The organism is Pseudomonas sp. BLCC-B112 (assembly GCF_028550695.1).
GTDB classification, from domain to species: domain Bacteria; phylum Pseudomonadota; class Gammaproteobacteria; order Pseudomonadales; family Pseudomonadaceae; genus Aquipseudomonas; species Aquipseudomonas danubii.
In genome coordinates this window covers 26,643-49,914 of sequence record NZ_JAQQGK010000004.1, presented here as the reverse complement: position 1 = coordinate 49,914, position 23,272 = coordinate 26,643, and the positions used below count along the sequence as shown (strand labels likewise).

The following is a 23,272-nucleotide window of genomic DNA, read 5'->3' as shown; positions in this document are numbered from 1 at the left end:
CGGGGCTATGGCTGCTAGACGCGCGCCAGAGCCTGCGCAGCACACCCGCGTGCAAATCCTCCGCACCTCGCAGGCGCTAGCCGGGCCAACGCCATCGCGGAGCCGGTTTGTCAGCCCAAACACTCCCTAGCCCTGCACAGGTCTTGAGGGGCCCTTCGCCGGCAAGCCGGCTGCTACTCGCCAGTTGCAGCAATGCCCAGCACATGAAATCGAAATGCAATTGAGATTCGATCATTTTCAGCAATCATAAAACACCGGATCGATGACCAAAATCAGCTTGAATTAAGGTTCAAGCGCTAGAATGGCACTCGGTCACGCGCACAAAAACCTGTCATATCCAGCTTTGCCCCAGCGCCACACCATTCCATGCATCGCTCCCTTTGGCAGCGCCCACCCGTTGCAAAGGGGCCCTTTGCGGCAGTCGATGTTCATGCCATGACGGCATTTCCTGAGCGGAGTCATGCACCCTTGAAAACCTGGCACACGATCGTCGGTGTCCTGCTGATCACCACCTTCACCCTCCTGCTGGAGATTCCTTCCGCCACCTGGCTGACCTCCGCCACCCTGAGCATGATCCTGGGCAGCACGGCCTTGGCCTACATGGCCCTGTCCTGCCTGCTGGCCGCCCGCTGGGGCTTGGTCGAGCGCCTGTTCGGCGGCCTCGACCGGGTCTACGAGGTGCATAAATGGCTGGGCATCTGGGCCCTGGCGTTTGCCAGCTATCACCTGGTGTTCAAGGCCAACCTGGAAGAATGGAACAGCGTGCCGATCCTCGAACTGTCGAAGTACTGGACACGTCTGGTGCGCCAACTGAGCTACGTGGCCCTGGGCCTGATCGTGCTCCTGGCGCTGAACCGCAACATTCCCTACAGCCAGTGGCGCTGGTGGCACAAGCTGTCCGGCCCGCTGTTTTTGATCGTCATCCTGCACGGGCTGAGCTTCAAGTCGCCCATCACCCTGGACTCGCCCTCGGGTATCTGGCTCGGCGCGCTGTGCATCCTCGGGGTGCTCGGGGCCCTGTACAAGCTGCTGCTCTACCCTTTCGTGGCCAAGGTCGGCGAATACCAGGTGAGCGCGGTCAAGGTGGAGAAGAACTCCCTGCACCTGGAACTGACGCCCCTGGGTCGGGGCTTTCCGTTCAAGGCCGGACAGTTCGCCTTTTTGTCGATGCAGGAAAAGGGCCTGCGCGAGCCGCACCCCTTCACCATCGCCAGCGCCCAGAGCGAAGACGGGCGTATCGAATTCGTGATCCGCGCCCTCGGCGACTACACCCAACGGCTGCGCAAGCAGGTGCAACCCGGCATGCGCGCTGACCTCTACGCGCCTTATGGTCGCTTCAAGCGGCCCCGAGAAGCGGCTCGGGAAATCTGGATCGGCGGCGGCGTGGGCATCTCGCCGTTCATTTCCTGGCTGCAGGATTCGGCCGCCGGGCAGTTCGACAAGGCGACCCTGGTGTACTGCTACAACCCGTCCCGGGCCTTTCCCAGCGTCGACACCCTGCAAGGCATGGCCCAGGCCCGTGGCGTGGACTTCGTCGCCAACAGCGGCGGCACCGAGTCCCTGGCCCAGACCCTCAAACGCACGGCCACGGAAACCGACCCGCAGCAGATCCAGATCAGCTTCTGCGGACCCAAGGGCCTGCTGGCCCAGGTGCGGGAGTTGATGAGCGAGTACCGGATTCCCGAAGGCAACCTGCACTACGAGTTCTTCGAGTTCCGCTGATCAGTCACGGGCCTGACACGGGTGGCGCGGCTCATGCAACGCCACCCTCACCACCAGGGCCGCCAGCAGGGTGATGACCATCAACACTTGCAACAGCTGGCTGAATGCCTGGGAGTAGATGTGCAGCAACCCTTCCCGGGACAACGTCGGCAAGGACCCGGCACTGGCCGCCAGATCGCCACCGGCCAACTGCCGCGCGGCCAGCAGCGACTCCCCCGGCGGTGCCAGGCTTGCAAGGCCGTGCTGCAACAGCCCCGCCAGCAGCGCCACCACCAAGGCCAGGGCAATGCCCTCACCCGCCACCCGGGTGGTACTGAAGATGCCACTGGCCATGCCGGCCCGCTCCTTGGGCACCACGCTCACCGACAGCCCATCCATCAAGCCCCAGGGCAATCCGCTGCCCAGGCCGATCACCAGCAATGGCCAGACCCGCTCGACCGCGGCCTGCCCCGGCTCGATCCGACTGAGCCAGAACAGCCCGCCGGCAGCCACCAGCAAACCCAGGCCCGACAGGTTGCCGGCGCTGAACCAGCGGTTGAGCCAGCCCGCGGCAAAGGGCACCACCAACATCGGCGCCGACAGGGCCATCATCAGGATTCCGGCGTCGATCTCGCTGTAGCCTTCGACGCCGATAAAGCGGATCGGCAGCAGGATCAGCAGCACCACGTAGCAGTAGCAGGTGGCGATGGGCAGCACTTGCACCCCGACAAAGCGCGGGTAGCGAAACAGCGACAGGTCAAGCATCGGCCGCGAGGCCCGGCGCTCCACAACAATGAACAGCCCCAGCGCCAGCAGCGCTCCCGCCAGCAACAACAGGACCCAGGGGCTGTCCCAACCACTCTGGGGCGCTAGCAGAATGCCCCAGGTGAGCAGCACCAGGGCCAGGGTGAAACTCAAGGTGCCGGGCCAGTCCACGCCCCGGGCCTCGGGGTCCCGGGACTCCTCCATGCGCGGCACGCCAAAGCCCAGGGCCAGACCGCCGATCAGCGCTCCGGAGACAAAGATCCCGCGCCAGCCGCTGTGCTCGATCAGGACCCCGGCAAGGATCGGCCCAAAGGCCAGACCGACGCCGAAGGTGGTGCCCAGCAGGCTGAAGACGCGGGTTCGCGCAGGCCCTTCGAAGGCCTGGGCCAGGGCGGCCGAGCCACCGGCCAGGGCAGCGGCGCCTGCCAGCCCCTGGACCCCGCGCAACAGGTTGAGCCACAGCAGCGACGGCACGAACACCAGGGCCAGGGAGCTCAGGCCGAACAGCGCCACCCCCAGGCTGAACAAACGCTTGCGACCGTACTCGTCGGCCAGGGTGCCGGCCGCCATCAGCACACTGCCAAAGGTCAGCATGAAGGCGTTGGTGGTCCAGCTCAGGGCCAGCGGGCTGCCCCCCAGTTCGCGGCCAATGGCCGGGGTCGCGACCGCCACGCCGACAAAGGTCAGGGGTAACATCAAGGCCGCCAGACAGACCGCAGCCAGTACGCCATAGGAAGCCCGCTCGCGGGCACGGGCCGGCTGCCCCAGGGACAATTCGAGTTCAGGATTCACACACACACCTCAGCCCTGGCAACCCGGGCGATTTGCAGAAAAATCCATGATAGGTGTGCCGCAATAGGCGAAAAACCAGGCATTCTTCCGCTCTTTACGGACAAAAACGCTGTAATCGAGGTGAGCGATGGACAACCTTAACGGCCTGCAGGTGTTTGTCTGCGTGGTCCGCAGCGGCAGCCTGGTGGGGGCCGGCGAGCGTCTTGGACTGTCCGCCTCAGCGGTGGGCAAGGCCCTAGCGCGCCTGGAACAACGACTCGGTGTGCGTTTGCTCAATCGCAGCACCCGGCGCCTGAGCCTGACGGACGAAGGCGCGCTGTTCTACGAGCGCGGCCAGCGTATCGTCGACGAGGTGCTGGAGGCCGAGGCCGAGCTGGCGCGGATCAGCGACAAGCCCCGGGGCCGGCTGCGGGTCAGCCTGCCCGCCATCGGCTATCGCATGCTGCTGCCGATCCTGCCGGAATTCGCCGCGCGCTATCCGGACATCGAGCTGGACCTGGACTTCAACGACCGGCTGATCGACGTGATCGCCGAAGGCGTCGACGCGGTGATCCGCAGCGGCGAGCTGCCAGACTCCCAACTCAAGTCCAGGAGCCTCGGCCCCTTCGGCTTCGTGCTGATCGGCGCCCCCGGCTACTTTGCCCAGCGCGGCATCCCGCACACCCCCCAGGACCTGGAGCGGCACGCCTGCCTGCGCTACAAGTTCCCCGGCGGCAGCGTGCTGCAGCCATGGAATCTGCGCCTGCCCGACGGCGCGCCGCCGCTGGTACTGGGCAGCGCCCTGACCAGCAACAACCTGGAGTCATTGATCCACGCCGCAAGCCAGGGCCTGGGCATCGCCTACGTGCCCGAATTCGTGGTTTGCGGCGCCCTGGCCGACGGCAGCCTGATCTCGGTGCTGGACGACTATCAGCAAGAGCGCGGCAAGTTCTCCATTCTCTGGCCCAGCAGCCGGCACTTGCTGCCAAAATTGCGGGTCTTCGTCGACTTTCTCAGCCAGCGACTGAGGCTAGGCAACGCCCACAAGGAGTCCCGCTCATGATCGACCCTGTTCCCACCCTGCACACCGAACGCCTGCTGCTACGTCCCCTGGAACTGGCGGACGCCGAGGCCATCCAGCAGCTTTTTCCGCAGTGGGAAGTGGTGCGCTACCTCAATGCCGTGGTGCCCTGGCCCTACCCGGCCGACGGCGCCCTGAGCTACCTGCGGGACATGGCCCTGCCGGCCATGGCCCGGGGCACAGAATGGCACTGGACAATCCGTTTGCGCAGCGAGCCTGAGCAAATGATCGGCAGCATCAGCCTGATGGACGAAGCCGACAACAACCGCGGCTTCTGGCTGGCCCCGCCCTGGCAAGGCCAGGGCTACATGAGCGAAGCCTGCACCGTGGTCGACGAGTTCTGGTTCGAAGTGCTGCAACGACCGCTGATGCGGGTGCCCAAGGCTGCGCCGAACCAGGGCTCGCGGCGCATCTCCGAGCGTGGCGGCATGCGCCTGGTGCGCTCCGAGAGCGGCGACTTTGTCGGCGGGCATTTCCCCCTGGACATCTGGGAAATCACCCGCGAGCAGTGGTGCCGCCGACGCTGAGCAACACCGGCGACTCAGATAAAACGCACCCCGGATCGGGGGCGCTGGTCCACGCTCAGTTCAAACACATCCGGACGCGCATAGTGGCCGACCACGTCGTAGTCATAGCGGGCCTTCACCAGGTCAGCCGTGTCGATCTCGGCGCTGATCAGCCCGGCGCTGCCCACCAGCGGCCCGGCCAATACATCGCCCATGGGCCCCACGATGACGCTGCCACCGGCAATTAGCGGGCGCTCTGCCGGCCAATTGGCAATCTTCAGCCCCAGCTCCTGGGGCGAGGCCTGGACCTGACAGGCGCTGACCACGAAACAACGACCTTCATGGGCGATGTGACGCATGCTCACCTGCCACATCTCGCGCTCGTCCACCGTGGGCGCGCACCAGACTTCGATGCCCTGGGCGTACATCGCGGTGCGCAGCAACGGCATCATGTTTTCCCAGCAGATCACCGCGCCGACCCGTCCCACCTGGGTGTCCAGCACCGGCAGGGTCGAGCCGTCACCCTGGCCCCAGATCAGGCGCTCGGTGCCGGTGGGCATCAACTTGCGATGCTTGGCCACCAGCCCCTGCTGTGGATCGAAATACAGCGCCGTGCAATACAGGGTGCTGCCACTGCGCTCGATCACCCCCAGCACCAGATGGGCTCCGGTACGGGCCGACAGCCCGGCCAGCGCCTCGGTCTCCGCACCCGGCACATCGATGGCATTGGCAAAGTAACGGGCAAAGGCTTCGCGCCCCTCCGGCAGGCGATAACCCAGTTGGGTGCCGAAGCCTTCGCCCTTGGGATAGCCCCCCAGCAGCGCTTCGGGCATCACCACCAACTGCGCCCCCGCTTCGATGATGGCGCCCTCATAGGAGAGGATCTGCTCCAGGGTGGCGGCCTTGCCTTCTGGCAAGGCCCCGATTTGCAGCGCGGCGACGATGGACTTGGGCATGACATGACTCCTCGAACGATCAGGTGTTGCGCATTGTCCTGCCGCCGCTGATCATCGATAAACCCCAACCCAGTGCTTAATGATATGAACCATATGAATATCGCCAGCGTCGACCTCAACCTGCTCAAGGCTTTCGAAGCCCTACATGACGAGTCCAGCGCCAGCCGCGCAGCCCTGCGCCTGGGAGTGACCCAATCGGCCATGAGCGCAGCCTTGCGCCGCCTGCGCGAGTTGTATGGCGATCAATTGTTCGTTCGCACCGGCCGCGGCCTGGCGCCGACCCTCAAGGCCAATCAATTGAAGCCGGTGGTCACTGAGGCCCTGAACAAATGTCGCCAGAGCCTGGCCATGGTTGCCCCGCACAGCGCCGATTATCAGGGACGCTCGGTGACGGTCGGCCTGTCGGATGATTTCGAGATTGCCTACGGTCGGCGCCTTATCGAAGCCGTGGCCCGCCGTGCCCCCAAGTTGCGGCTGATCTTCCGCCAGACCCACAGCCAGATCGTCGCCGAGGCGCTGTTGCAGCGCAGCGTCGACCTGGCGATCAGTGCCGGTGGCTTTGCCGAGCGCCTGCTCAGTCGGCAGGTGCTGGGGGAAGGCGACTACCTGTGTTTGGCGGACCCGGCCAGCCTGGAACCCGGGCAACGACAGATCGACCTTGAGGAGTTCGTTCGGCGCGAACACCTGCTGGTGTCGTCACAAGGGTTTATCGGCATCACCGATGAAGGATTGGCGAATCTGGGACTCAGTCGCCAGGTCTGCGCCTCGACCACGCATTTTGCCGCGCTGCCCTTTCTGCTCAAGGGCAGCCAGGCGGTGGCGACCATTCCTGCCCATGCCGCACGGCGCATCGCCGAGTTCACCGGCCTGCAGCTGCTGCCCTGCCCCCTGGCGCTGCCGCGCTATCCGATCGAACTGGGTTGGCGCACCAGCCCGCAGATAGACCCGCTGCTGGTAAAGGTACGTGAAGCGATTGTCGAGTGTTTCGCGGTTACTTGTTCGCCGCCATCAGCCGATTGACTTCACTGCGCACCATGTTGGAGTACTCCGGCGGCGACATGCCGTCCAGTTCCGCGCGCACCCACTCGGCCCACTTGCCCTTGCGCTTGCCGCGCTCGCCGAACAACCGTGCCGCCTCGCCCTTGGCCTTGCCCAGGTTGCTCTGCCACAAGTCGAACAGACGGGACTTCTCGTCCTCGATGGCGGCGCGTTCGGCCAGGGTCTTGTTAGCCAGATTGAAACTCATGGGAAATTCCTGCTGCGTAAAATAGGCGCCATCTTACACTGTAGGGGCTGACGGTTTTACTCAAGGGTGGCGAGCAAGGTGCAAAATGGCTGCAACTTTTGCCCCAGCGCCGGACTCCATTGCTTGTACCCGATGACTGCAGCCGCTGCCGCAGGCTGCTATCGACTTGGGCAATACGCCTGATACCGCAGGCGTGCCCTTGCACCACCGACCACATTTCCAAGGAAAAACTTCATGGCTCGCAAATCTGCCGCGCAAGCGGAAAACGATCAAATCAAGGACCAGGCCTTCAGCGAACTGCAGGCGCTGATCGAAGAATCGGAAAAGCTGCTCAAGGGCAGCGCCAGCCTGGTGGGCGAAGAAGGTGAAAGCTTGCGCCAGCAAGTGAGCCTCAAACTCAAGCAGGCGCTGGACTCGGTGAACAACGTGCGCGAGCGCAGCAAGCCGGTGGTGGATGCCACCGAGCAATACATCGGTGGCCACCCGTGGCAGACCGTGGCCATCTCCGCCGGCGTTGGCCTGGTGGTCGGCCTGCTGCTGGGCCGGCGCTCGTAACCGCCCCGCTCGCTCCAGGGCCAGGTGCGCCAGTGGCGGCCTGGCCTTTTTTCGTTTCAGGCCTGCGCCAGCGCCCGCAGCTGTTGCAGTTGCTCCACGCCAATGGCGATTCCCTTTTGCAGCGAACGTTCGCGCTGCTGATGCCGACGATCCCCCGGTAGACGCTTGAGTCCCACCGCGTGCATCTGCCGCACCAATTCCTGGCTGCGCTCGGCGAAGCTCTGTCCGGCGGCCTTGCTCGGGTCGATGACGATCAGCAACTGCCCGGTCCAGGGCGTCTTGGCCCCAGGATGGTTGGACCAGTCGAACTCGAAGGAGAAGTGACCTCCGGTCAGGGCCGCGGCCAGCAACTCCACCATCATCGACAGGGCCGAACCTTTGTGGCCGCCAAACGGCAGCAAGGCGCCGCCTTCGAGAATCGCCTTGGGGTCCTGGGTCGGCTGCCCCAGGCTGTCGACGCCGATGCCAAGGGGCAAGCGCTCGCCCTTGCGCGCGGCGATCTGCACATCGCCGTGAGCGATGGCGCTGGTGGCCAGGTCGAAGACGATCGGCTGGCCCTGGGCCTGGGGCGCGGCGAAGGCAATCGGATTGGTGCCGAACAACGGCCGGTCAGCGCCGTGAGGCACGACACAGGTCATGCTGTTGACCACGCTCAGGGCCACCAGCCCCTCTTCGGCAAAGGGCTCGACATCAGGCCAGAGTGCGGCGAAATGGTGCGAGTTACGGATCGCCAGCACCGCGATCCCGGCGTTGCGGGCCTTGCTGACCAGCAGCTCGCGAGCGGCCGCCAGGGCCGGTTGAGCAAAGCCGTTGCCAGCGTCGACCCGGACAAAGGCCGCCGCTACGTCTTCCACCACAGGCACCGCCCGACCATCGACCCAGCCACTGGCCAGGGTCGAGACATAGCCGGGGATACGAAACACACCATGACTCTGGGCACCGTCGCGCTCGGCGGCGGCGCAGTTCTCGGCCAGGCAACGGGCCACTTCGGCGCGACAGCCATGACGCAGGAAAATCGTCTCCAGCAACTGCACCAGGGCCGGCAGAGAGAGGTATTGGCAAGGCGTTTCAACAACCAGGGACGATGCAGACATCTGAAGCTCCAGAGTAATTATTGGAGGGGGCGACAGCGTGTGACCCGGCGATTAAACAACGCTGACTGTTGGCCCTGTCAACCCGATCCCATGGCGCGCAAGGAAGGTGCCAGAGTTGCTGGCCAACAGACACGGCCGCAAGGCGTGCCCATTTGTAGACACTTTCGATACACAGCGGGTTTTCAGGGCATGGCCGATGAAAATAAGTTCACTTTGATGCGCATTAGCCATGACGGCTGTTCTACAAGCCTTGCGCCGGAGGGTAGAATGCGGGAAATCAGGAAGAGTCAATGAGCGAACAGATCCTCTCAGAAGCCGAATACGACGCCATTACCCAAGCTGCGGCGCAATGGTGCATGCGTTTGCATGAAGCCGACTGCAGCGATGCGGAGCGTCTGGCCTTTCAGCAATGGCATGATGCCGACCCCCTGCACGCTTTCGAATACGAGGCGATGCGGGAGATATGGGAAGTGGCCGATCAACTGCCGCCCTCCACTCTGGCGCCGGCTCCGGTCAAGCCTGCCCCCCGGCGCACCTGGCAGCATTACGGTGCGGCCGCGGCCGTCGCCCTATGCGCCCTGCCCCTGGCCGCCTACAGCGGTTGGGAACTGGGCTGGCTGCCATCGTCCTACGAACATTTCGAAGCCGGCGACAGCCTGCGCAACGTGACCCTGGCCGACGGCAGCCAGGTGGAACTGAACCTGGGCAGCAGCCTGACCTACAGCAACTACAAGGATCAGCGCCGGGTCACCCTGAAGAAGGGCGAGGCGTTCTTCAAGGTCAGCCACGACAGCAGCCATCCGTTCGTGGTCAAGGCCGCCCAAGGCCAGATCAAGGTCACCGGCACCCAGTTCAACGTGTGGATGTATGAGGATCAGGTACGGGTCACCCTGCTTCAGGGCTCGGTGCTGGTCACCAGCAATACCGCGCTGCCCGGCGAAGGTTTCCGCCTGGAACCGGGCATGCAGGCCCACTACAAGGATGGCGACTACGCGCCGCAGATCAGCCAGACCTACAGCAACGACAGTTCCCTGGCCTGGCGCAACGGCAAACTGGTGCTGGACAACCTGGCCCTCAGCGATGCCCTGCCACTGATCAATCGCTACCTGGACACCCCGGTGCAGTTGGCTGACAGCTCGACCGGCAAGATCCGCGTGGGCGGCATCTACAACACCCGGGAAATCAGGAGCCTGCTGACTTCGTTGCCCAAGGTGCTGCCGGTCTACCTGACGCGCAATCGCGACGGCAACCCGGTGATCAATTCGTTGCCCCAGTCCCCGCCAAAAAGCTGAAGGCCGCCCCGTTAGGGGGGCGGCCTCGATTCCTGTCAACCTCTGACACCCACTACTTGGCCAATGGCTGCGAATCCTGGCGCGGCTCCTGGATCAGTTGCGACTGATACTGGCCATCGGCGCGGATCTGCGCCTCGGTAAAGGGCAGCACACTCCACTGATTCCGGGCAAAGGCCTCGGTCTGGTCGCGAAAGTGCGGCGACGCCGGATCGCTGGACAGGGAAAACGCCAGCAGGCCCAGGGCCCGCGGCCCCTGCTCATCGAAACTGACCACATTCAGGTAGCTGGTGCCGCTCACCACCTCGCGCTTGCCGTCGGCACCCGGCACGCTCTGGATAGCGTTGTACACCCCCAGGCTTTCCGGGCCGCCAGGCACCGGGGTCGGCCGCCCGCCCTGGCTCACCTGCTGGATATCGCCCCAGCGCACATCGGCGCCCAGCCCGGCCTGCGTCACTTGCAGCGCCGAGGCCAGCATCGCCTCACGCAGGGCCTGGGCAACTGCTGGACGGCTGATGGCCAGGCCCCGTGGCGTGTGCTGCGGGTCCTTGGGGTCGAAGGCGACACGCCAGATATCCGGACGCTGCAACAGCGGCTGCATGATGCCCTGGAAATGCACGAAGCCCAGGCCCGTCTGCAACCCGGCGCTGCGGTCCCAGGACTTGAGGCTGGCGCACAGCGCGGCCAGTCGCTGGGCGTCGGGCCCCAGGTCCTGCGCGCAGAATTGCAGCAGGTCCGGCATCACCTGACCGGCCAGGTACACCTGATCATCGGTGACCATATGCTGCAGATCGCTGACCTGGGCCTTGGGCATCCGGCTCAAGCGATCCAGGGCGAAACGCGCACGCATCTTCAGCGGCACGTCCTGCTGGCTGATCACCGGCGAAAAGCCCTGCAGCGGCGCCGCCGGATTGACCATCCAGGCCGAGTCATTGGAATGCTGCAGGTAGTCGTTGCGTGCCAGTTGCGGCAATTGGCCAGCGGCGAAGATCCCCGGCTGGGCCGCCGCCGGGTCGATGTCCCAGGCGCAGCTGCTGCGGGAACCATCAAGGACGATGACCTGGGTGCCGACCCGTGGATCGCTGCATTGGGCGAGCTTGGCCTGGGTGACGTTGGGCACCACCGACTGGTTCATGTACAGCGCACGGCCCTGGTCATCTACCGCCAGGGTGTTGACCCAGGGAATGCCCTGCAGCTGATGCACGCTGTTTTGCAGGCCCGTCACGCTGCTGGCCTGGTTCATCGCGTACCACTGGGCCAGCACCCGGGTGTTGTCGAGGTTGGCATCACGCAGGCTGTAGGCATGTTCGCGGTCCCAGTCCAGCTCCCCCGGCCACTGCACCACCGGGCCGAAGACCGAGCTGTAGAGGGTCCGCGACTCGCTATGCAACTGACCATCCGCGCCTTTGACCTGCACCGTCACACTCTGGCGCTCCAGGGGTTGCGAGCGGCCGTCCAGCAAATAGCGGGTCGGGTCCTTGGGGTCCAATTGCAGGCGGTACAGGGTGAAATGCTTGGATGCATCCACCGTGTGGGTCCAGGCCAGGTGCTGGTTGAAACCTATATTGATCAGTGGCAGGCCGGGCAAGGCGGCCCCCATCACATCCAGCTGGCCGGGAATGGTCAGGTGCATCTGATAGAAACGCATGGCGCCGATCCAGGGGAAATGCGGGTTGGCCAGCAGCAGGCCGCGACCGTTGAACGAACGCTCGCTGCCGATGGCCACCGCATTGCTGCCACGGTCCAGGGCGAAACCTTGCTGGCGGGCTGCCGCCAGTTGCCAGTGCCCCTCGCTCAGCGCCGCCTGGGCCGTGACGCCCGGTGGCGTGGCTCCCGCCAGGGCCTCGGCGAACTGCCCTGCGCCGCCTTCCACCAGCAGGCGCCGGGTCAGCTTCACCAGGTCCGAGGTGGCCAGCGGCCGTACCCAGTCGCCCTGGCACTGCTCAGGCAGCCCCTGGCCCCGGCGCTCCGCCAACTGGCGGTTGTAGCCCTCGACATAACCCTGCATGCGCTCACGCACCGCCGGCGGCTGCGCCTGCCAAAAGCCGGCCACCGCCTGAGGCGTATTCAGCCAACTGAAAAACACGTCGCTGCTCAGGTTATCCCGTTGCTCCAGAGTCTGACCTTCGGCACCGAAGTACCTGGCCCGCTCGGCGTTCACCGTCAGCACTTCATTGGCCATCAGGCACAGATTGTCCTGGGCGTAGGCGTAACCGATGCCATAACCCAGGCCGCGCTCGTCGCTGGCACGGATATGCGGGACACCAAAGCTGGTGCGGCGAATCTCGGCACGGGTCGGTTCGGGCTGCGCCTGTGCATGGGCACCGCAACTGAGACTTAGAAACAGGGCTGCAAGGCAAAAATGCGGTAACTGCCTGGAAATGATCACGCCGACTCCTGATGCAAAAATACAGAACCAGGACTGGTGTGCAGGAAGGGTTGGGCAACGCCGCCAGTCTGGGAATCCGGCCGCGCACGGATCAACCGACGCCTGCCTGCCCCTATGGACGAATGGCCGCCGAAAAAATTACCCCCCGGAGGTCAACACCGACCTGGCGCTGACAGGTCAGCGACTTGATACCGACAATTTTCTACATCCCGGGCTTCATGATTTGCCGTGCTCGTTCGTCTAGTTACTAGAGCACCCATCATTCTTTTCCTGATAAGGCTCTGCTAAGGAGTTTTTGCATGTACAACCCGCAACTGCCAATGGACGGCATCACCGTGAACAACACGCCTTCCCTGAATGCCGGCGCCGGTGTCTTCGGCAAGAACGCCGAGCGCAACAGTAACGAACGGATCAAGCAGCTGCTGAAAAGCTTTGGCCTGCGCACCAGCCTGATTCGCCTGAAAGTCATCGACGCCCTGCTCACCGCCGCCCAGAGCGAGCGCTCCCTGGGTGTGCGGGGGGTCCACAGTCAACTGCTGGAACTGGATATTCCACTGTCGTTCTTAAGCGTGCGAGAAGTCTTGAAGCGCCTGTGCAGCGAGGGCGTGCTGACCCTCAACGCCGACAAGAGCTACAGCCTGCATCAGCAGGCTGCGGCAGTGCTCGACGGTCTCTCCTGAGACGGTCGAGCCACGGCTCAGGGCTTGACCTTGCGGCGCATCACGCCATTGATCACCACCACGACCACCGCCACGCCAATGGCGATGTACTGGAACAGTTTTTCACTGATGACGCCGTGGTTCTGCAGGTAGGAAAGGCCAAGCATGATCCCCAGTACCACCAGGGAAATCAGGATCGAGTATTTCAAGCGTTGTGACTGGGTCATTGCGGGGTCCTGAAGCTGAAAATGTATCCGCCGTGTATCAAGAACGATGCCAAGCACCTACCCGGATTCGGGGATGCGCCGGGGAAATCGGGGTCACATGGTACAGGCGCGAAAGAGATTTTTCTCCTTCATCGTCCTGTCGAGTTCCCTGTGCCCTTTGAGGATTGAGAAATGTTCCGTCGAATCACACTGCTGATTCCCCTGCTGGCGATCCTGACCCTGTCAGGCTGCATCATCATGCCCCGCGATGGCGGGCATCACCGTTACTACGACGGCGGCCCGGGCTACTACCACCGCTGAGTCATTCGGCCAGTCCATCGGCCCCGCTGAATCTGCCACTCCCCCAACCAACGCCCGCCCCGCTGCGGGCGTTCTGCTCTTTGTGACAAACCTTCAGGGTCGCGAGGTGCCATTGCCAGGACGGGCGAACAGTTCCAGCAACCAGTCGACGAAGACCCGCACCCGGGTGGACAGATGACGCTGAGGCGGATACATCGCGGTCAGCGGCAGCGACGGCACCGGAAAATCCTCCAGGACCTCGCGCAAGACCCCGGCCCGCAACTGTCGGGCAACGTTGTAATACGGCGTCTGCACCAGTCCGTAACCGGCTTCGCAGGCCGCCAGGTAGCCGTCAGCGCTGTTGACCGCCACCTGCTTGGGCAACTCCATCGGGCGCAACTGGCCATCGATGTAGAACTCCAGGCCATAACGCTTGCCGCTGACACTGGAGAAATACTCCACCATCCGATGCCCTTGCAGGTCGGCCAGCGACTGGGGCGTTCCCTGTTGCTGCAGGTAGCCCGGGCTGGCGCACGTCACTTGCTGCAACTGCACCAGCGGCCGGGCCACCAGGCTGTCATCCAGGGTCGGGCCGCCCCGCAAGGCGCAATCCACGCCCTCACGGATCAGGTCCACGGGGCGGTCATTGAGGCCGATCTCCAGTTCGATCAGCGGGTAGCGGGCGGAAAACTCCGGTAACGCGGGAATCACGATCAGCCGACCGATGCCCACCGGCATATCGATGCGCAAGAGCCCCCGGGGGTTGTGCCGGGTCACCGAAAATGCCGCTTCGGCCTCCTCCAGGTCCGCCAGCAGGCGCACGCAGCGCTGGTAATAGGCGGCGCCGTCCAGGGTCGGGCTCACCTGACGGGTGGTGCGGTGCAGAAGCTGCACGCCCAGGTGAGCTTCCAGTTGCTTGATCAGGATGGTGACCGAGGCCGCCGGCATGTGCAGATCCTCGGCGGCCCTGGCAAAGCCGCCCAGCTCGACAATTCGGGTGAAGACACGCATGGCGTTGAAACGGTCCATGAAACAGGCTCAGGATTATTTAGATAATGATAATAGTGATAGCGATTTTAGCCTGTTTATACAGTTTTTGTCGAGTAGCACACTGAGCGCTCTTTCCCCCTCATCGGAGTATTGAGCGATGCACACTCGACAACTGGGCCATCAGGGTCCGCAGGTTTCTGCCATTGGCCTGGGCTGCATGGGCATGAGCGATTTCTACACCACCGGCAACGACCCCAAGGAGGCCATTGCCACCCTGCACCGCGCCCTGGAACTGGGGATCAACCTGCTGGACACCGCCGATATGTACGGCCCCCACAGCAACGAGGAACTGATCGGCCAGGCGATTCGCGGCAAGCGCCAGCAAGTGTTCCTGGCCAGCAAGTTCGGCATCGTCCGCGATCCGGGCGATGCGCAGGCTCGCGGCGTCAACGGCCGTCCCGAATACGTGCGCGCATCCATCGACGGCAGCCTGCGGCGCCTGGGCGTAGAAACCCTGGACCTGTATTACCTGCATCGGGTCGACCCGGACGTGGCCATCGAAGAAACCGTCGGCGCCATGGCGGAGCTGGTCCAGGCCGGCAAGGTGCGCTACCTGGGCCTGAGCGAAGCGTCGGCAAGTACCCTGGAGCGCGCCCACAAAGTGCACCCCATCAGCGCCCTACAAAGTGAATACTCGCTGTGGAGCCGGGATCAGGAAGACAACGGCTGCCTGGCCGCCTGCCAGCGCCTGGGGATCGCCTTTGTCCCCTACAGCCCGCTGGGTCGCGGCTTTCTGACCGGCGCCCTGAAAAGTCCTGATGACTTTGCCGCCGACGATTTCCGGCGTTCCAACCCGCGTTTCCAAGGCGAGAATTTCCAGCGCAACCTGCAACTGGTGAAGCAGGTGCAGCAACTGGCGGCGGACAAACAGGTCAGCGCCGGGCAACTGGCCCTGGCCTGGGTGCTGGCACAGGGCGACTACCTGATCCCGATTCCCGGAACCAAGCAACGGCGCTATCTGGAGGAAAACGTGGCAGCGCTGCAGATCCGCCTGAGTGCCGCGGAGCTGGCTTCGCTGGAGGGCATTTTCAGCCCGCAGGCCACCGCAGGTCCCCGGTACACCGAGGAGGTGATGGCGCTGCTGAATCGCTGACGCAAGGAACGCGGCGCGGGCTCGGCAAGAGCGCGCGCCGCGTCTGGATCAGGCTTTGGCGGAGACGTTCTTGTCGGTCACCGTAGTGCCGTTGCCCTTGCCATAGTTCTGCAGGCTCTGCAGGACGTAGATGGCCTTCTTGTACTCGGGAACCAGGTAGTTGGCGTACTTGTTGCCCTTGATGTTGTTGTTCTGGATGTCATCGAGCTTCATCGCGAAGTATTCCAGGGCATTGAACGGCTCATCCGGGTTCTTCGGAATGCCGAAACGGTCGAACTTGTCGCCGGCGTTGATCAGGTTCAACGCGGTGATGTCGGAAATCAGGCCGTTGTTCTTGAGGAAGGTACTCATGCCACCCAGGGACTTGGTGGTCACGTTGGTCGGATCGAAACCCTTGATCTGCTTGTGAAGCTTCAACTGGTCCATCTTGCGGATATCCAGCACGGTGGGGTTGCTTCCCACCAGGCTCAACATCTGCCGTACCTTGGCACTTTGCGAGACCGGCTTGGAGGAACCGCTGCCACCGCCGTCCTGCACCAACAGACCCGCCTTGCTGGTCCAGCCTCCAACGTATCCGATTGCCATGCTGACACTCCTGTAGTCCGGCTTGCCAATCCTCCTGTTCAGCCTGGCTCAGAGAGGACCGGAAAAGTCTTACCTGGCGCCTGAAACTGGGTGCAAGCCGTGTTGAATCATCTGAATGGGCGCAAGTATCAACGCCAGGACGACCTCCCAACAACGCTTTATTTCCACAAATTACAATTTCTGTACAAACTCGACACAATTAGCCAGAAGGCCCGATTTAAGCGGCGCCGGCTGTTTGCAGCACCCGCAAACCCTGATCTTTTCCTGCTTGCAATCGAACCGTTCAGCGGCTGTCTGATCCTCCTCTGTGTCACCTGCGACACTTTTTCAACGACATCGAAGTTTTTTGGACGATCGTACTAAAGAGCAGAAAAACCGCGCCGACATCCTGAGGATGCCCCGACAAGGCTCCCCCTCTCCAAATAATAAAAAACGCTCGGTAAGGACAGGTCCCATGCCCGCTTTGCGCACGATTCAAGCCCGCTACACGCTCTTTCTGGTCCTGTTCATTGTCCTGATGCTGGTACTCACAGTCGTGGGCATCAGCCAAATGGTGGCGCCCAAGTTGCGCCATACCGAGGAACAGGTGGTCCTCAATCGCATCGCCGAAGTGGCGCAGCGCATTCAGGGCGAGTTGAACAAGGTCCAGGCCCAGCAACGCAGCATCACCCAGACCGTGCCCCTGCTCGACAGCGACAGCATCGACAAGGTCCTGCCCGGTCTGGTGGACCAGTACGGCGAGCAAAAGGTCTTCGGCGGCGGGATCTGGCCGCTGCCCGGCCAGCGCACTCCGAGACGCAACAAGCACAGCACCTTCTGGCACCGTGATGCGTCGGGCCAGTTGGTGGTCAACACCTTCTGGAACAGCGACCCGGCCCCCAACTACTACGACCAGTCCTGGTACAAAGGCGGCCTGCAGAGCGCTCCCGGCCAGTGCGCCTGGGCCGCGGCCTACAAGGACGACGCCAGCGCCGAGCCACGCACCAACTGCGCCATGGCCATCCGCCGCGACGGCCAACCCTGGGGCGTGGCCACCATCGACGTCACCCTGGGTTTCTTCAACGACCTGGTGGCCCGCCAGGAGAAAGCGCTCGACGCCCAGATGCTGATCGTCGAGGCCGACGGCAAGGTCATCAGCAACAGCTCGCGGATCAATGGCCCGATCGTGCTGAAGAACATCCGGGAACTGGCCGCCGGCTCGCCCTTCGCGGCCCAGGTGCAGAGCGCCTTGGAACGTCGCGACAACAGCGCCCAACGTATCGAGTTCGATAACGCCGGGGTGCCCAGCACCTTCTTTATGCGCGCCATCGAAGGCACCCCGTGGTTCCTCGCCAGCGCCCTGCCCACCCACCTGATCACCGCCCAGCGCGACGATGTGCTGAGCACCCTGAGCCTGTTGCAGATCCCCATGGTGATCCTGCTGGTGCTGCTGCAGGTCTATGCGATCCGCCAACTGGTGCAGCGGATGAAGATCCTCAAGGGCAATATCGATGCCCTGGCCACCGGTGACGCCGACCTGACCCGGCGCATCGTGATCCGCGCCGAGGACGAACTGGGGGCCATCGGGCACTCGGTCAACCACTTCATCCAGTACCTGCAGAACATGATCGGCGAAGTCACCCAGGCCACCGAAGCCATGGCCGGCAGCCTGGCGCAGTTGCAGCAGACCTCGGCCCACAGCCAGCAGATCCTGATGCGCCACGCCTCGGAAACCGACCAGACCGTGACCGCCATCACCGAGATGAGCAGCACGGCCGACAGCGTCGCGGCCAACGCCGCCCAGACCGCGGACTTCACCCGGCGCGCCAACGAGCATGCCGAACACTCGCGGGTGGTGGTGGGCGAAGCCTCCGGCAGCGTGATTGCGCTGATCGACGAAGTGGCCGATGCCACCCACAAGGTCGAGGCCATGCAAGCCGACGCCCAGCGCATCACCGAGATCCTCGGGGTGATCGGCGCCATTGCCGGGCAGACCAACCTGCTGGCCCTCAACGCCGCCATCGAGGCGGCCCGGGCTGGGGAACAGGGACGCGGCTTTGCCGTGGTCGCCGATGAGGTCCGGGCCCTGGCCGCGCGGACCCAGGACAGCACCTCGCAAATCAACGAAATGCTCAGCCGCCTGACCCAGGGCGTGAGCTCCTCGGTCAGCGCCATGGAAAACACCCAGGCCAGTTGCCAGTCCGCCGCGGACGCCACAGCCCGGGTCAACAGCGGCCTGGATGAAATGGCCGACTCGGTGAACCAGATCAACAGCCTGAGCACCCAGATCGCCACCGCTGCCGAACAGCAGAGCGCGGTGACCGAGGAGATCAACCGCAGCATGGTCAGCATCCGACACATGGTCGAGGAGCTGGTGGAGAGTGCCCGAGCCGGTGAAAGCAATACCCAGAGCCTGCTGCAGGCCAATGCCCAGGTCAGCCACCTGATGAGCCGCTTCAAAGTCCGCTGAACGGTCTACCGCCGCCGCTGGCACCCCCAGGCGGCGGGACTATATTGGAGGCTCCGGTCACAAGGAAGTGGGGTGCATCATGGGTCAGCGCCAATCACATCTGCTGCAAGAGCGGCTCAGCCACGAGCTGTATATCCAGGCCGATATCGACACTGTCTATTACTACGTGACCCAGCCGGACCGCTGGCCGGAGTGGCAGCCCTCCTGCCTGCGGGCCGACACCGGCTTTTGTGGCTCGCTGCCGGCGGGTCACCGCTTCAGCGAAGTCATGAATCTCCTCGGAGTACAGATCCCCATGAGCTATCGCGTGCTGAACGCGGTATTTCCCAAGGAGTTCAAGGCCGTCTTCAGCTCCGCGGCCCTGGACGGCACTGTCCATTACCAACTGAACAAGCAGAGCGACGGCACGCTGTTGCGGCACATGCTGGACTATTGCACCGACCTGCAACTGAGCGGCCTGCGGGCGCGCATGGAACAACTGTCGACCCAGGCCCTGGGCAATCTCAAGCAACGCCTGGAGCATCCGGGCGACTGACAAATCTGTAATGCCCGCCTCAGTTTCCTGACAGCCAGCGCTGATTAGAGTCCCCTCCAATCCGCTGACCGACTGGAAGCCTGCCATGCCGTTCCCCCCATCAAGACACAGCCCGTCCCGACGCACCTTCGTCAAGGCCCTGGCGGCCGGAGGCGTTCTCGCCGGTCTGGGGCTGTGGCGCAATCCGGTCTGGGCCATCAGCAGTCCGGGTCAGCCCGAGGTCGCGGCAGGCACCGATTTCGACCTGTCCATTGGCCAGTTGCCGGTGAACTTCAGCGGCCAGCCGCGCCAGGCCATGACGGTCAACGGCAGCCTGCCCGGCCCCCTGCTGCGCTGGCGCGAGGGCGGCCGGGTCACCCTGCGGGTGCGCAACCAGCTGCACCAGATGACGTCGATCCACTGGCACGGGATCATCCTGCCCGCCGACATGGACGGCGTACCCGGCCTGAGCTTCGAAGGCATCGAGCCCGGCGGTCTGTACCGCTATTCATTCCCGGTCAAGCAGCATGGCACCTACTGGTACCACAGCCATTCCGGGCTCCAGGAACAACTGGGGGTGTACGGGGCACTGGTGATCGACGCCCGGGAGCCGGAGCCCTTCACCTACGACCGCGACTACGTGGTGCTGCTGTCGGACTGGAGCGACGAGGCGCCGGAACAGATCCTGCGCACCCTGAAAAAGCAGTCCGACTACTACAACCGGCACAAACGCACCCTCGCTGACTTCATCGAAGACGTCGGCCGCGACGGCTGGGCCGCCACTGTGGCCGAGCGCACAATGTGGGCGCAGATGAACATGACCCCCACCGACCTTGCCGACGTCAGCGGCGCCACCTACACCTACCTGCTCAACGGCCAGGCACCGGACAACCACTGGACCGGACTGTTCCGCCCCGGCGAACGCCTGCGCCTGCGGCTGATCAATGCCTCGGCCATGACCTACTTCGACCTGCGCATTCCCGGCGTGAAAATGACCGTGGTGGCAGCCGATGGCCAGCACGTGGAGCCGGTATCGGTGGATGAGCTGCGGATCGCCGTGGCAGAAACCTTCGACGTGCTGGTGCAGCCCAGCGCCGGTGCCCATAGTCTGTTCGCTCAGGCCATGGACCGCAGCGGCTACGCGCTGGGCTCCCTGAGCAGCGTCCCCGGCCTCAAGGCCCGTGCGCCGGCCCTGGACCCCAGGCCGCTGCTGACCCTGGAGGACATGGGTATGGCCTCAATGCCCGGCATGGACCACAGCGCGATGAGCAGCCAGATCCCCCATCCAGCCTCGGAAACCGCCAACCCGCTGGTGGACATGCAAGCCATGAATCCCCAGCCACGCCTGGACGACCCCGGCCTCGGCCTGCGCCACAACGGCCGTCGGGTGCTGACCTACGCCGATCTGAAAAGCACCTTCGCCGACCCCGACGGCCGCGAACCGAGCCGTACCCTGACCCTGCACCTGACCGGCCATATGGAAAAGTTCGCCTGGTCTTTCGACGGCATCGCCTTTGCCGAGGCCGAGCCCCTGCGCCTGGAGTATGGCGAGCGGGTGCGGATTGAACTGGTGAACGACAGCATGATGAGCCACCCCATCCACCTGCATGGCATGTGGAGCGACCTTGAGGACGAACACGGCCGCTTCCAGGTGCGCAAGCACACCATCGACATGCCGCCGGGCACCCGCCGCTGCTACCGGGTCACGGCCGATGCCCTGGGGCGCTGGGCCTACCACTGCCATCTGCTGTACCACATGGAGAGCGGCATGTTCCGCGAAGTCCGGGTCGAAGAACGGGAGGTGCCCCATGCCGATTGAGACGCCCCTGCTGCCACTGCTGCCGGGCGGGCTGACCGGTCTCGGCCTGGGCATCGTCCTGCTGGCCTGGCCCGGTACCCCGGCCCATGGTCAGTCCATGCCCGGCATGGACCACGACACCCGGGCACCACAACAGATGCCCGGACACGACATGCGCGGCATGGATCACTCAGCGATGCCGGGCCTGCAAGTCGCAGCCCCCTTGCAAAGCCGTACACCGATTGCGCCGTTGACCGATGCCGATCGCCGGGCGGTCTATCCAAGCGCGGCCGGTCATGTCCTCCACGGCAAGTCGCTGAACAGTTTTTTCCTGGTGGAGCGGCTCGAATGGCAGGACGCCGAGCGCGGCACGAGCCTGGGCTGGGAGGTCAATGGCTGGATAGGTGGCGACCGTGACCGGCTGTGGCTGCGCAGCGAGGGTGAACGCACCCGGGGCGTCACTGAGCATGCCGAGCTGCAAGCCCTCTGGGGCCACGCCATCAGCCCCTGGTGGGAGCTGGTCAGCGGCCTGCGTCAGGACTTCAAGCCCGGCACGGCCCAGACCTGGGCAGCCCTGGGCCTGCAAGGCATGGCGCTGTACAACGTCGAAAGCCAGGTCACCGCCTATCTTGGAGAAGGCGGCCAGAGCGCCTTGCGGGTCGAAGCCGACTACGACCTGCTGCTGACCCAGCGCCTGATCCTGCAGCCGTCGGCGCAACTCAACCTGTACGGCCGCAACGATCCGCAACGGGGCCAGGGCGCCGGCCTGGCCGAAAGCGAAATCGGCCTGCGGCTGCGCTATGAACTGCGCCGGGAATTCGCACCTTATATAGGTGTGACCTGGAACCGCAGCCATGGGCGGACCGCCGACTACGCCCACAACGACGGCGAACCGGACAACGGCGCTCGCCTGGTGCTGGGGCTGCGAATGTGGTTCTAGAACCCTTGCTCCGCGCCCGGGGCTTGGTATCAACTTGAAACAAAAGCCGCCGGCAGCTGGCAAAAAAAGCCGCAAAATGCACCACCCCCAGCGTGTCCCCACAAGGGCCGGCCCTGCCAGCGCCCCTTATTCAACAGCGACAACGAGACTTTCGATGAAAACTTCACTGCGTCTGGCGGCCCTGTCCGCCCTGCTGATCGGCTCCCTGGCTCAGGCGGGCGAACTGATCCCCATCGACGTGCACCGCGACGCCAACTGCGGCTGCTGCAAAAAGTGGATCGAGCACCTGCAGGACAACGGCTTTGCCGTCACCGACCACGTGGAAAGCAACATGAGCGCGGTCAAACAGCGCTTGGGGGTGGCCCCGCGCCTGGGCTCCTGTCACACCGCGGTGATCGACGGCAAGTTCGTCGAAGGCCACGTGCCCGCTGAACAGGTCCTGGCCTTGCGCAAGCGCGACGACCTGCTGGGCATCGCCGCCCCGGGCATGCCCATGGGCTCCCCCGGCATGGAAATGGACGGCATGGGCGCCGACGCCTTCCAAGTCATCGGCCTGACCCGTGACGGCCAGGATGTCGTGGTAGCGGACTACCCGGCCCGTTGATCGCCAGCGCCTACCTCGGCCTGTTTCTCGCCGCCTTCGCCGCCGCCACCCTGCTGCCCCTGCAGTCGGAAGCGCTGCTGGTGGGCCTGCTGCACAACAGCCAGCTGACGGTACTCGGGCTCTGGCTGGTGGCAACCCTGGGCAACGTCCTGGGCTCCCTGGTCAACTGGTGGCTGGGGCAGCGCCTTGACACCTACAAGGAGCGTCGCTGGTTTCCCGTTAGTCCGAAGCACCTGGAGCGGGCCCGGGTGCACTACCAGCGTTACGGCCACTGGACGCTGCTGCTGAGCTGGATGCCGGTGATCGGCGATCCGCTGACCCTGGTGGCAGGCGTCATGGGCGAACCCCTCAAGCGTTTCCTGCTGATCGTCAGCCTGGCCAAAGGCGCCCGCTACGCCGTGCTGGTGTGGCTGACCCTGGGCTGGCTCGGCTGAGCCGCTCCGCGCTCAACCGGACCTTGGGTCGCAAACAAATCCCCGGGGCCCTGCCCATTTTCGGGCAAGGCCACCAGCGATCTGCACCAACCCCTGGCGCGCCCTCACCGTTTTCGCGCCGAGGCCATTTCACCCGCGCTCTGCTGCGGTGCACGGCCGACCTTTCGTCGGGATAGATCCGTCGCCCTGCGCCCGCGCCGAATCAACGCCCCGCTCTGCCCGACACCGCTCTAGGTTCTGTCCTAGACTGATTTTCGCATTGTGACCGAGCGGTCACTTTGGCATTG

At 64.2% G+C, this 23,272-nt stretch carries 23 protein-coding genes; 15 read left to right on the top strand and 8 right to left on the bottom strand.

Features of this window, described 5'->3' with window-relative positions; translation table 11 throughout:
- Nucleotides 1–468: 468 nt before the first annotated feature.
- Nucleotides 469–1,722, top strand: a complete 1,254-nt coding sequence (locus PQT43_RS11665; protein ID WP_272753962.1) for a ferredoxin reductase family protein — start codon at nt 469–471, stop codon at nt 1,720–1,722.
- On the opposite strand, the gene PQT43_RS11660 is transcribed toward PQT43_RS11665, so the two are convergent.
- Nucleotides 1,723–3,258 (bottom strand): MFS transporter, encoded by a 1,536-nt coding sequence (locus tag PQT43_RS11660; RefSeq protein WP_267268255.1) that lies wholly within the window; start codon nt 3,256–3,258, stop codon nt 1,723–1,725. It lies immediately after the preceding gene.
- A 127-nt stretch (nt 3,259–3,385) separates the two neighbouring features.
- Between PQT43_RS11660 and PQT43_RS11655 the strand changes: the two genes are divergently transcribed.
- On the top strand, nt 3,386–4,300 hold the full coding sequence (locus PQT43_RS11655) for a LysR family transcriptional regulator (RefSeq protein WP_110653217.1): 915 nt from the start codon (nt 3,386–3,388) through the stop codon (nt 4,298–4,300).
- Nucleotides 4,297–4,845 (top strand): GNAT family N-acetyltransferase, encoded by a 549-nt coding sequence (locus PQT43_RS11650; RefSeq protein ID WP_416375917.1) that lies wholly within the window; start codon nt 4,297–4,299, stop codon nt 4,843–4,845. Before PQT43_RS11655 ends, PQT43_RS11650 begins: the two co-directional genes overlap by 4 nt.
- 14 nt (nt 4,846–4,859) lie before the next feature.
- On the opposite strand, the gene PQT43_RS11645 is transcribed toward PQT43_RS11650, so the two are convergent.
- A complete protein-coding gene (locus PQT43_RS11645) occupies nt 4,860–5,780 on the bottom strand; it encodes a carbon-nitrogen hydrolase family protein (protein WP_267268256.1) in 921 nt (306 codons plus the stop codon).
- An 84-nt stretch (nt 5,781–5,864) separates the two neighbouring features.
- Here PQT43_RS11645 and PQT43_RS11640 point away from each other — a divergent pair, with 84 nt between their 5' ends.
- Nucleotides 5,865–6,800: a LysR family transcriptional regulator gene (locus PQT43_RS11640; RefSeq protein WP_272753960.1), complete on the top strand. Its 936-nt coding sequence runs from the start codon at nt 5,865–5,867 to the stop codon at nt 6,798–6,800.
- Here the strand turns inward: PQT43_RS11640 and PQT43_RS11635 are convergent.
- Complete coding sequence (locus PQT43_RS11635) at nt 6,772–7,026, bottom strand: hypothetical protein (protein ID WP_011061196.1); 255 nt, start codon at nt 7,024–7,026, stop codon at nt 6,772–6,774. The two genes, PQT43_RS11640 and PQT43_RS11635, sit on opposite strands and share 29 nt — an antisense overlap.
- Before the next feature lie 234 nt (nt 7,027–7,260).
- On the opposite strand from PQT43_RS11635, the gene PQT43_RS11630 reads away from it, so the two are divergent.
- Nucleotides 7,261–7,581, top strand: coding sequence for a DUF883 family protein (locus PQT43_RS11630; protein WP_102863467.1), 321 nt, complete (start codon nt 7,261–7,263; stop codon nt 7,579–7,581).
- A gap of 56 nt (nt 7,582–7,637) precedes the next feature.
- On the opposite strand, the gene PQT43_RS11625 is transcribed toward PQT43_RS11630, so the two are convergent.
- The gene (locus tag PQT43_RS11625) at nt 7,638–8,675 is read right to left on the bottom strand and encodes an Ldh family oxidoreductase (RefSeq protein WP_213666435.1); all 1,038 of its coding nucleotides are present in this window, start codon (nt 8,673–8,675) and stop codon (nt 7,638–7,640) included.
- 290 nt (nt 8,676–8,965) lie between these two features.
- Here PQT43_RS11625 and PQT43_RS11620 point away from each other — a divergent pair, with 290 nt between their 5' ends.
- Nucleotides 8,966–9,967: a FecR family protein gene (locus tag PQT43_RS11620; protein ID WP_102863465.1), complete on the top strand. Its 1,002-nt coding sequence runs from the start codon at nt 8,966–8,968 to the stop codon at nt 9,965–9,967.
- Between the two features lie 52 nt (nt 9,968–10,019).
- Here the strand turns inward: PQT43_RS11620 and pvdQ are convergent, their stop codons facing one another.
- Nucleotides 10,020–12,353, bottom strand: a complete 2,334-nt coding sequence (pvdQ, locus tag PQT43_RS11615) for a bifunctional acylase PvdQ (protein ID WP_272753953.1) — start codon at nt 12,351–12,353, stop codon at nt 10,020–10,022.
- 299 nt (nt 12,354–12,652) lie between these two features.
- On the opposite strand from pvdQ, the gene PQT43_RS11610 reads away from it, so the two are divergent.
- On the top strand, nt 12,653–13,033 hold the full coding sequence (locus tag PQT43_RS11610; protein WP_102863463.1) for a fe2+ zn2+ uptake regulation protein: 381 nt from the start codon (nt 12,653–12,655) through the stop codon (nt 13,031–13,033).
- A 17-nt stretch (nt 13,034–13,050) separates the two neighbouring features.
- Here PQT43_RS11610 and PQT43_RS11605 read toward each other — a convergent pair whose 3' ends face one another.
- Nucleotides 13,051–13,239: a hypothetical protein gene (locus PQT43_RS11605; protein WP_042941707.1), complete on the bottom strand. Its 189-nt coding sequence runs from the start codon at nt 13,237–13,239 to the stop codon at nt 13,051–13,053.
- A gap of 171 nt (nt 13,240–13,410) precedes the next feature.
- Here PQT43_RS11605 and PQT43_RS11600 point away from each other — a divergent pair, with 171 nt between their 5' ends.
- Nucleotides 13,411–13,539 (top strand): hypothetical protein, encoded by a 129-nt coding sequence (locus PQT43_RS11600; protein ID WP_256596732.1) that lies wholly within the window; start codon nt 13,411–13,413, stop codon nt 13,537–13,539.
- A gap of 93 nt (nt 13,540–13,632) precedes the next feature.
- Here the strand turns inward: PQT43_RS11600 and PQT43_RS11595 are convergent, their stop codons facing one another.
- A complete protein-coding gene (locus PQT43_RS11595) occupies nt 13,633–14,547 on the bottom strand; it encodes a LysR family transcriptional regulator (RefSeq protein WP_102863462.1) in 915 nt (304 codons plus the stop codon).
- Between the two features lie 118 nt (nt 14,548–14,665).
- On the opposite strand from PQT43_RS11595, the gene PQT43_RS11590 reads away from it, so the two are divergent.
- Nucleotides 14,666–15,661 carry an aldo/keto reductase gene (locus PQT43_RS11590; RefSeq protein WP_123390676.1) on the top strand — a complete coding sequence of 332 codons (996 nt, stop codon included), beginning with the start codon at nt 14,666–14,668 and terminating at the stop codon, nt 15,659–15,661.
- Between the two features lie 48 nt (nt 15,662–15,709).
- Here the strand turns inward: PQT43_RS11590 and PQT43_RS11585 are convergent, their stop codons facing one another.
- Nucleotides 15,710–16,246 (bottom strand): hypothetical protein, encoded by a 537-nt coding sequence (locus tag PQT43_RS11585; RefSeq protein ID WP_102863460.1) that lies wholly within the window; start codon nt 16,244–16,246, stop codon nt 15,710–15,712.
- Nucleotides 16,247–16,700: 454 nt separating this feature from the next.
- Here PQT43_RS11585 and PQT43_RS11580 point away from each other — a divergent pair, with 454 nt between their 5' ends.
- The 6 genes from PQT43_RS11580 (at nt 16,701) to PQT43_RS11555 (ending at nt 22,985) form a co-directional block, all read left to right on the top strand.
- The gene (locus PQT43_RS11580) at nt 16,701–18,695 is read left to right on the top strand and encodes a methyl-accepting chemotaxis protein (RefSeq protein ID WP_267268260.1); all 1,995 of its coding nucleotides are present in this window, start codon (nt 16,701–16,703) and stop codon (nt 18,693–18,695) included.
- Nucleotides 18,696–18,774: 79 nt separating this feature from the next.
- Complete coding sequence (locus PQT43_RS11575) at nt 18,775–19,230, top strand: SRPBCC family protein (RefSeq protein ID WP_267268261.1); 456 nt, start codon at nt 18,775–18,777, stop codon at nt 19,228–19,230.
- Between the two features lie 85 nt (nt 19,231–19,315).
- Entirely contained in the window at nt 19,316–21,028 is a 1,713-nt protein-coding gene (locus PQT43_RS11570; RefSeq protein ID WP_272753950.1) for a copper resistance system multicopper oxidase, read from the top strand.
- Nucleotides 21,018–21,947 carry a copper resistance protein B gene (locus tag PQT43_RS11565; RefSeq protein ID WP_416375918.1) on the top strand — a complete coding sequence of 310 codons (930 nt, stop codon included), beginning with the start codon at nt 21,018–21,020 and terminating at the stop codon, nt 21,945–21,947. The genes PQT43_RS11570 and PQT43_RS11565 overlap by 11 nt, the downstream gene beginning before the upstream one ends.
- A gap of 154 nt (nt 21,948–22,101) precedes the next feature.
- A complete protein-coding gene (locus PQT43_RS11560) occupies nt 22,102–22,551 on the top strand; it encodes a DUF411 domain-containing protein (RefSeq protein WP_102879207.1) in 450 nt (149 codons plus the stop codon).
- On the top strand, nt 22,548–22,985 hold the full coding sequence (locus tag PQT43_RS11555) for a YqaA family protein (protein ID WP_102863454.1): 438 nt from the start codon (nt 22,548–22,550) through the stop codon (nt 22,983–22,985). Before PQT43_RS11560 ends, PQT43_RS11555 begins: the two co-directional genes overlap by 4 nt.
- Nucleotides 22,986–23,272: the final 287 nt, after the last annotated feature.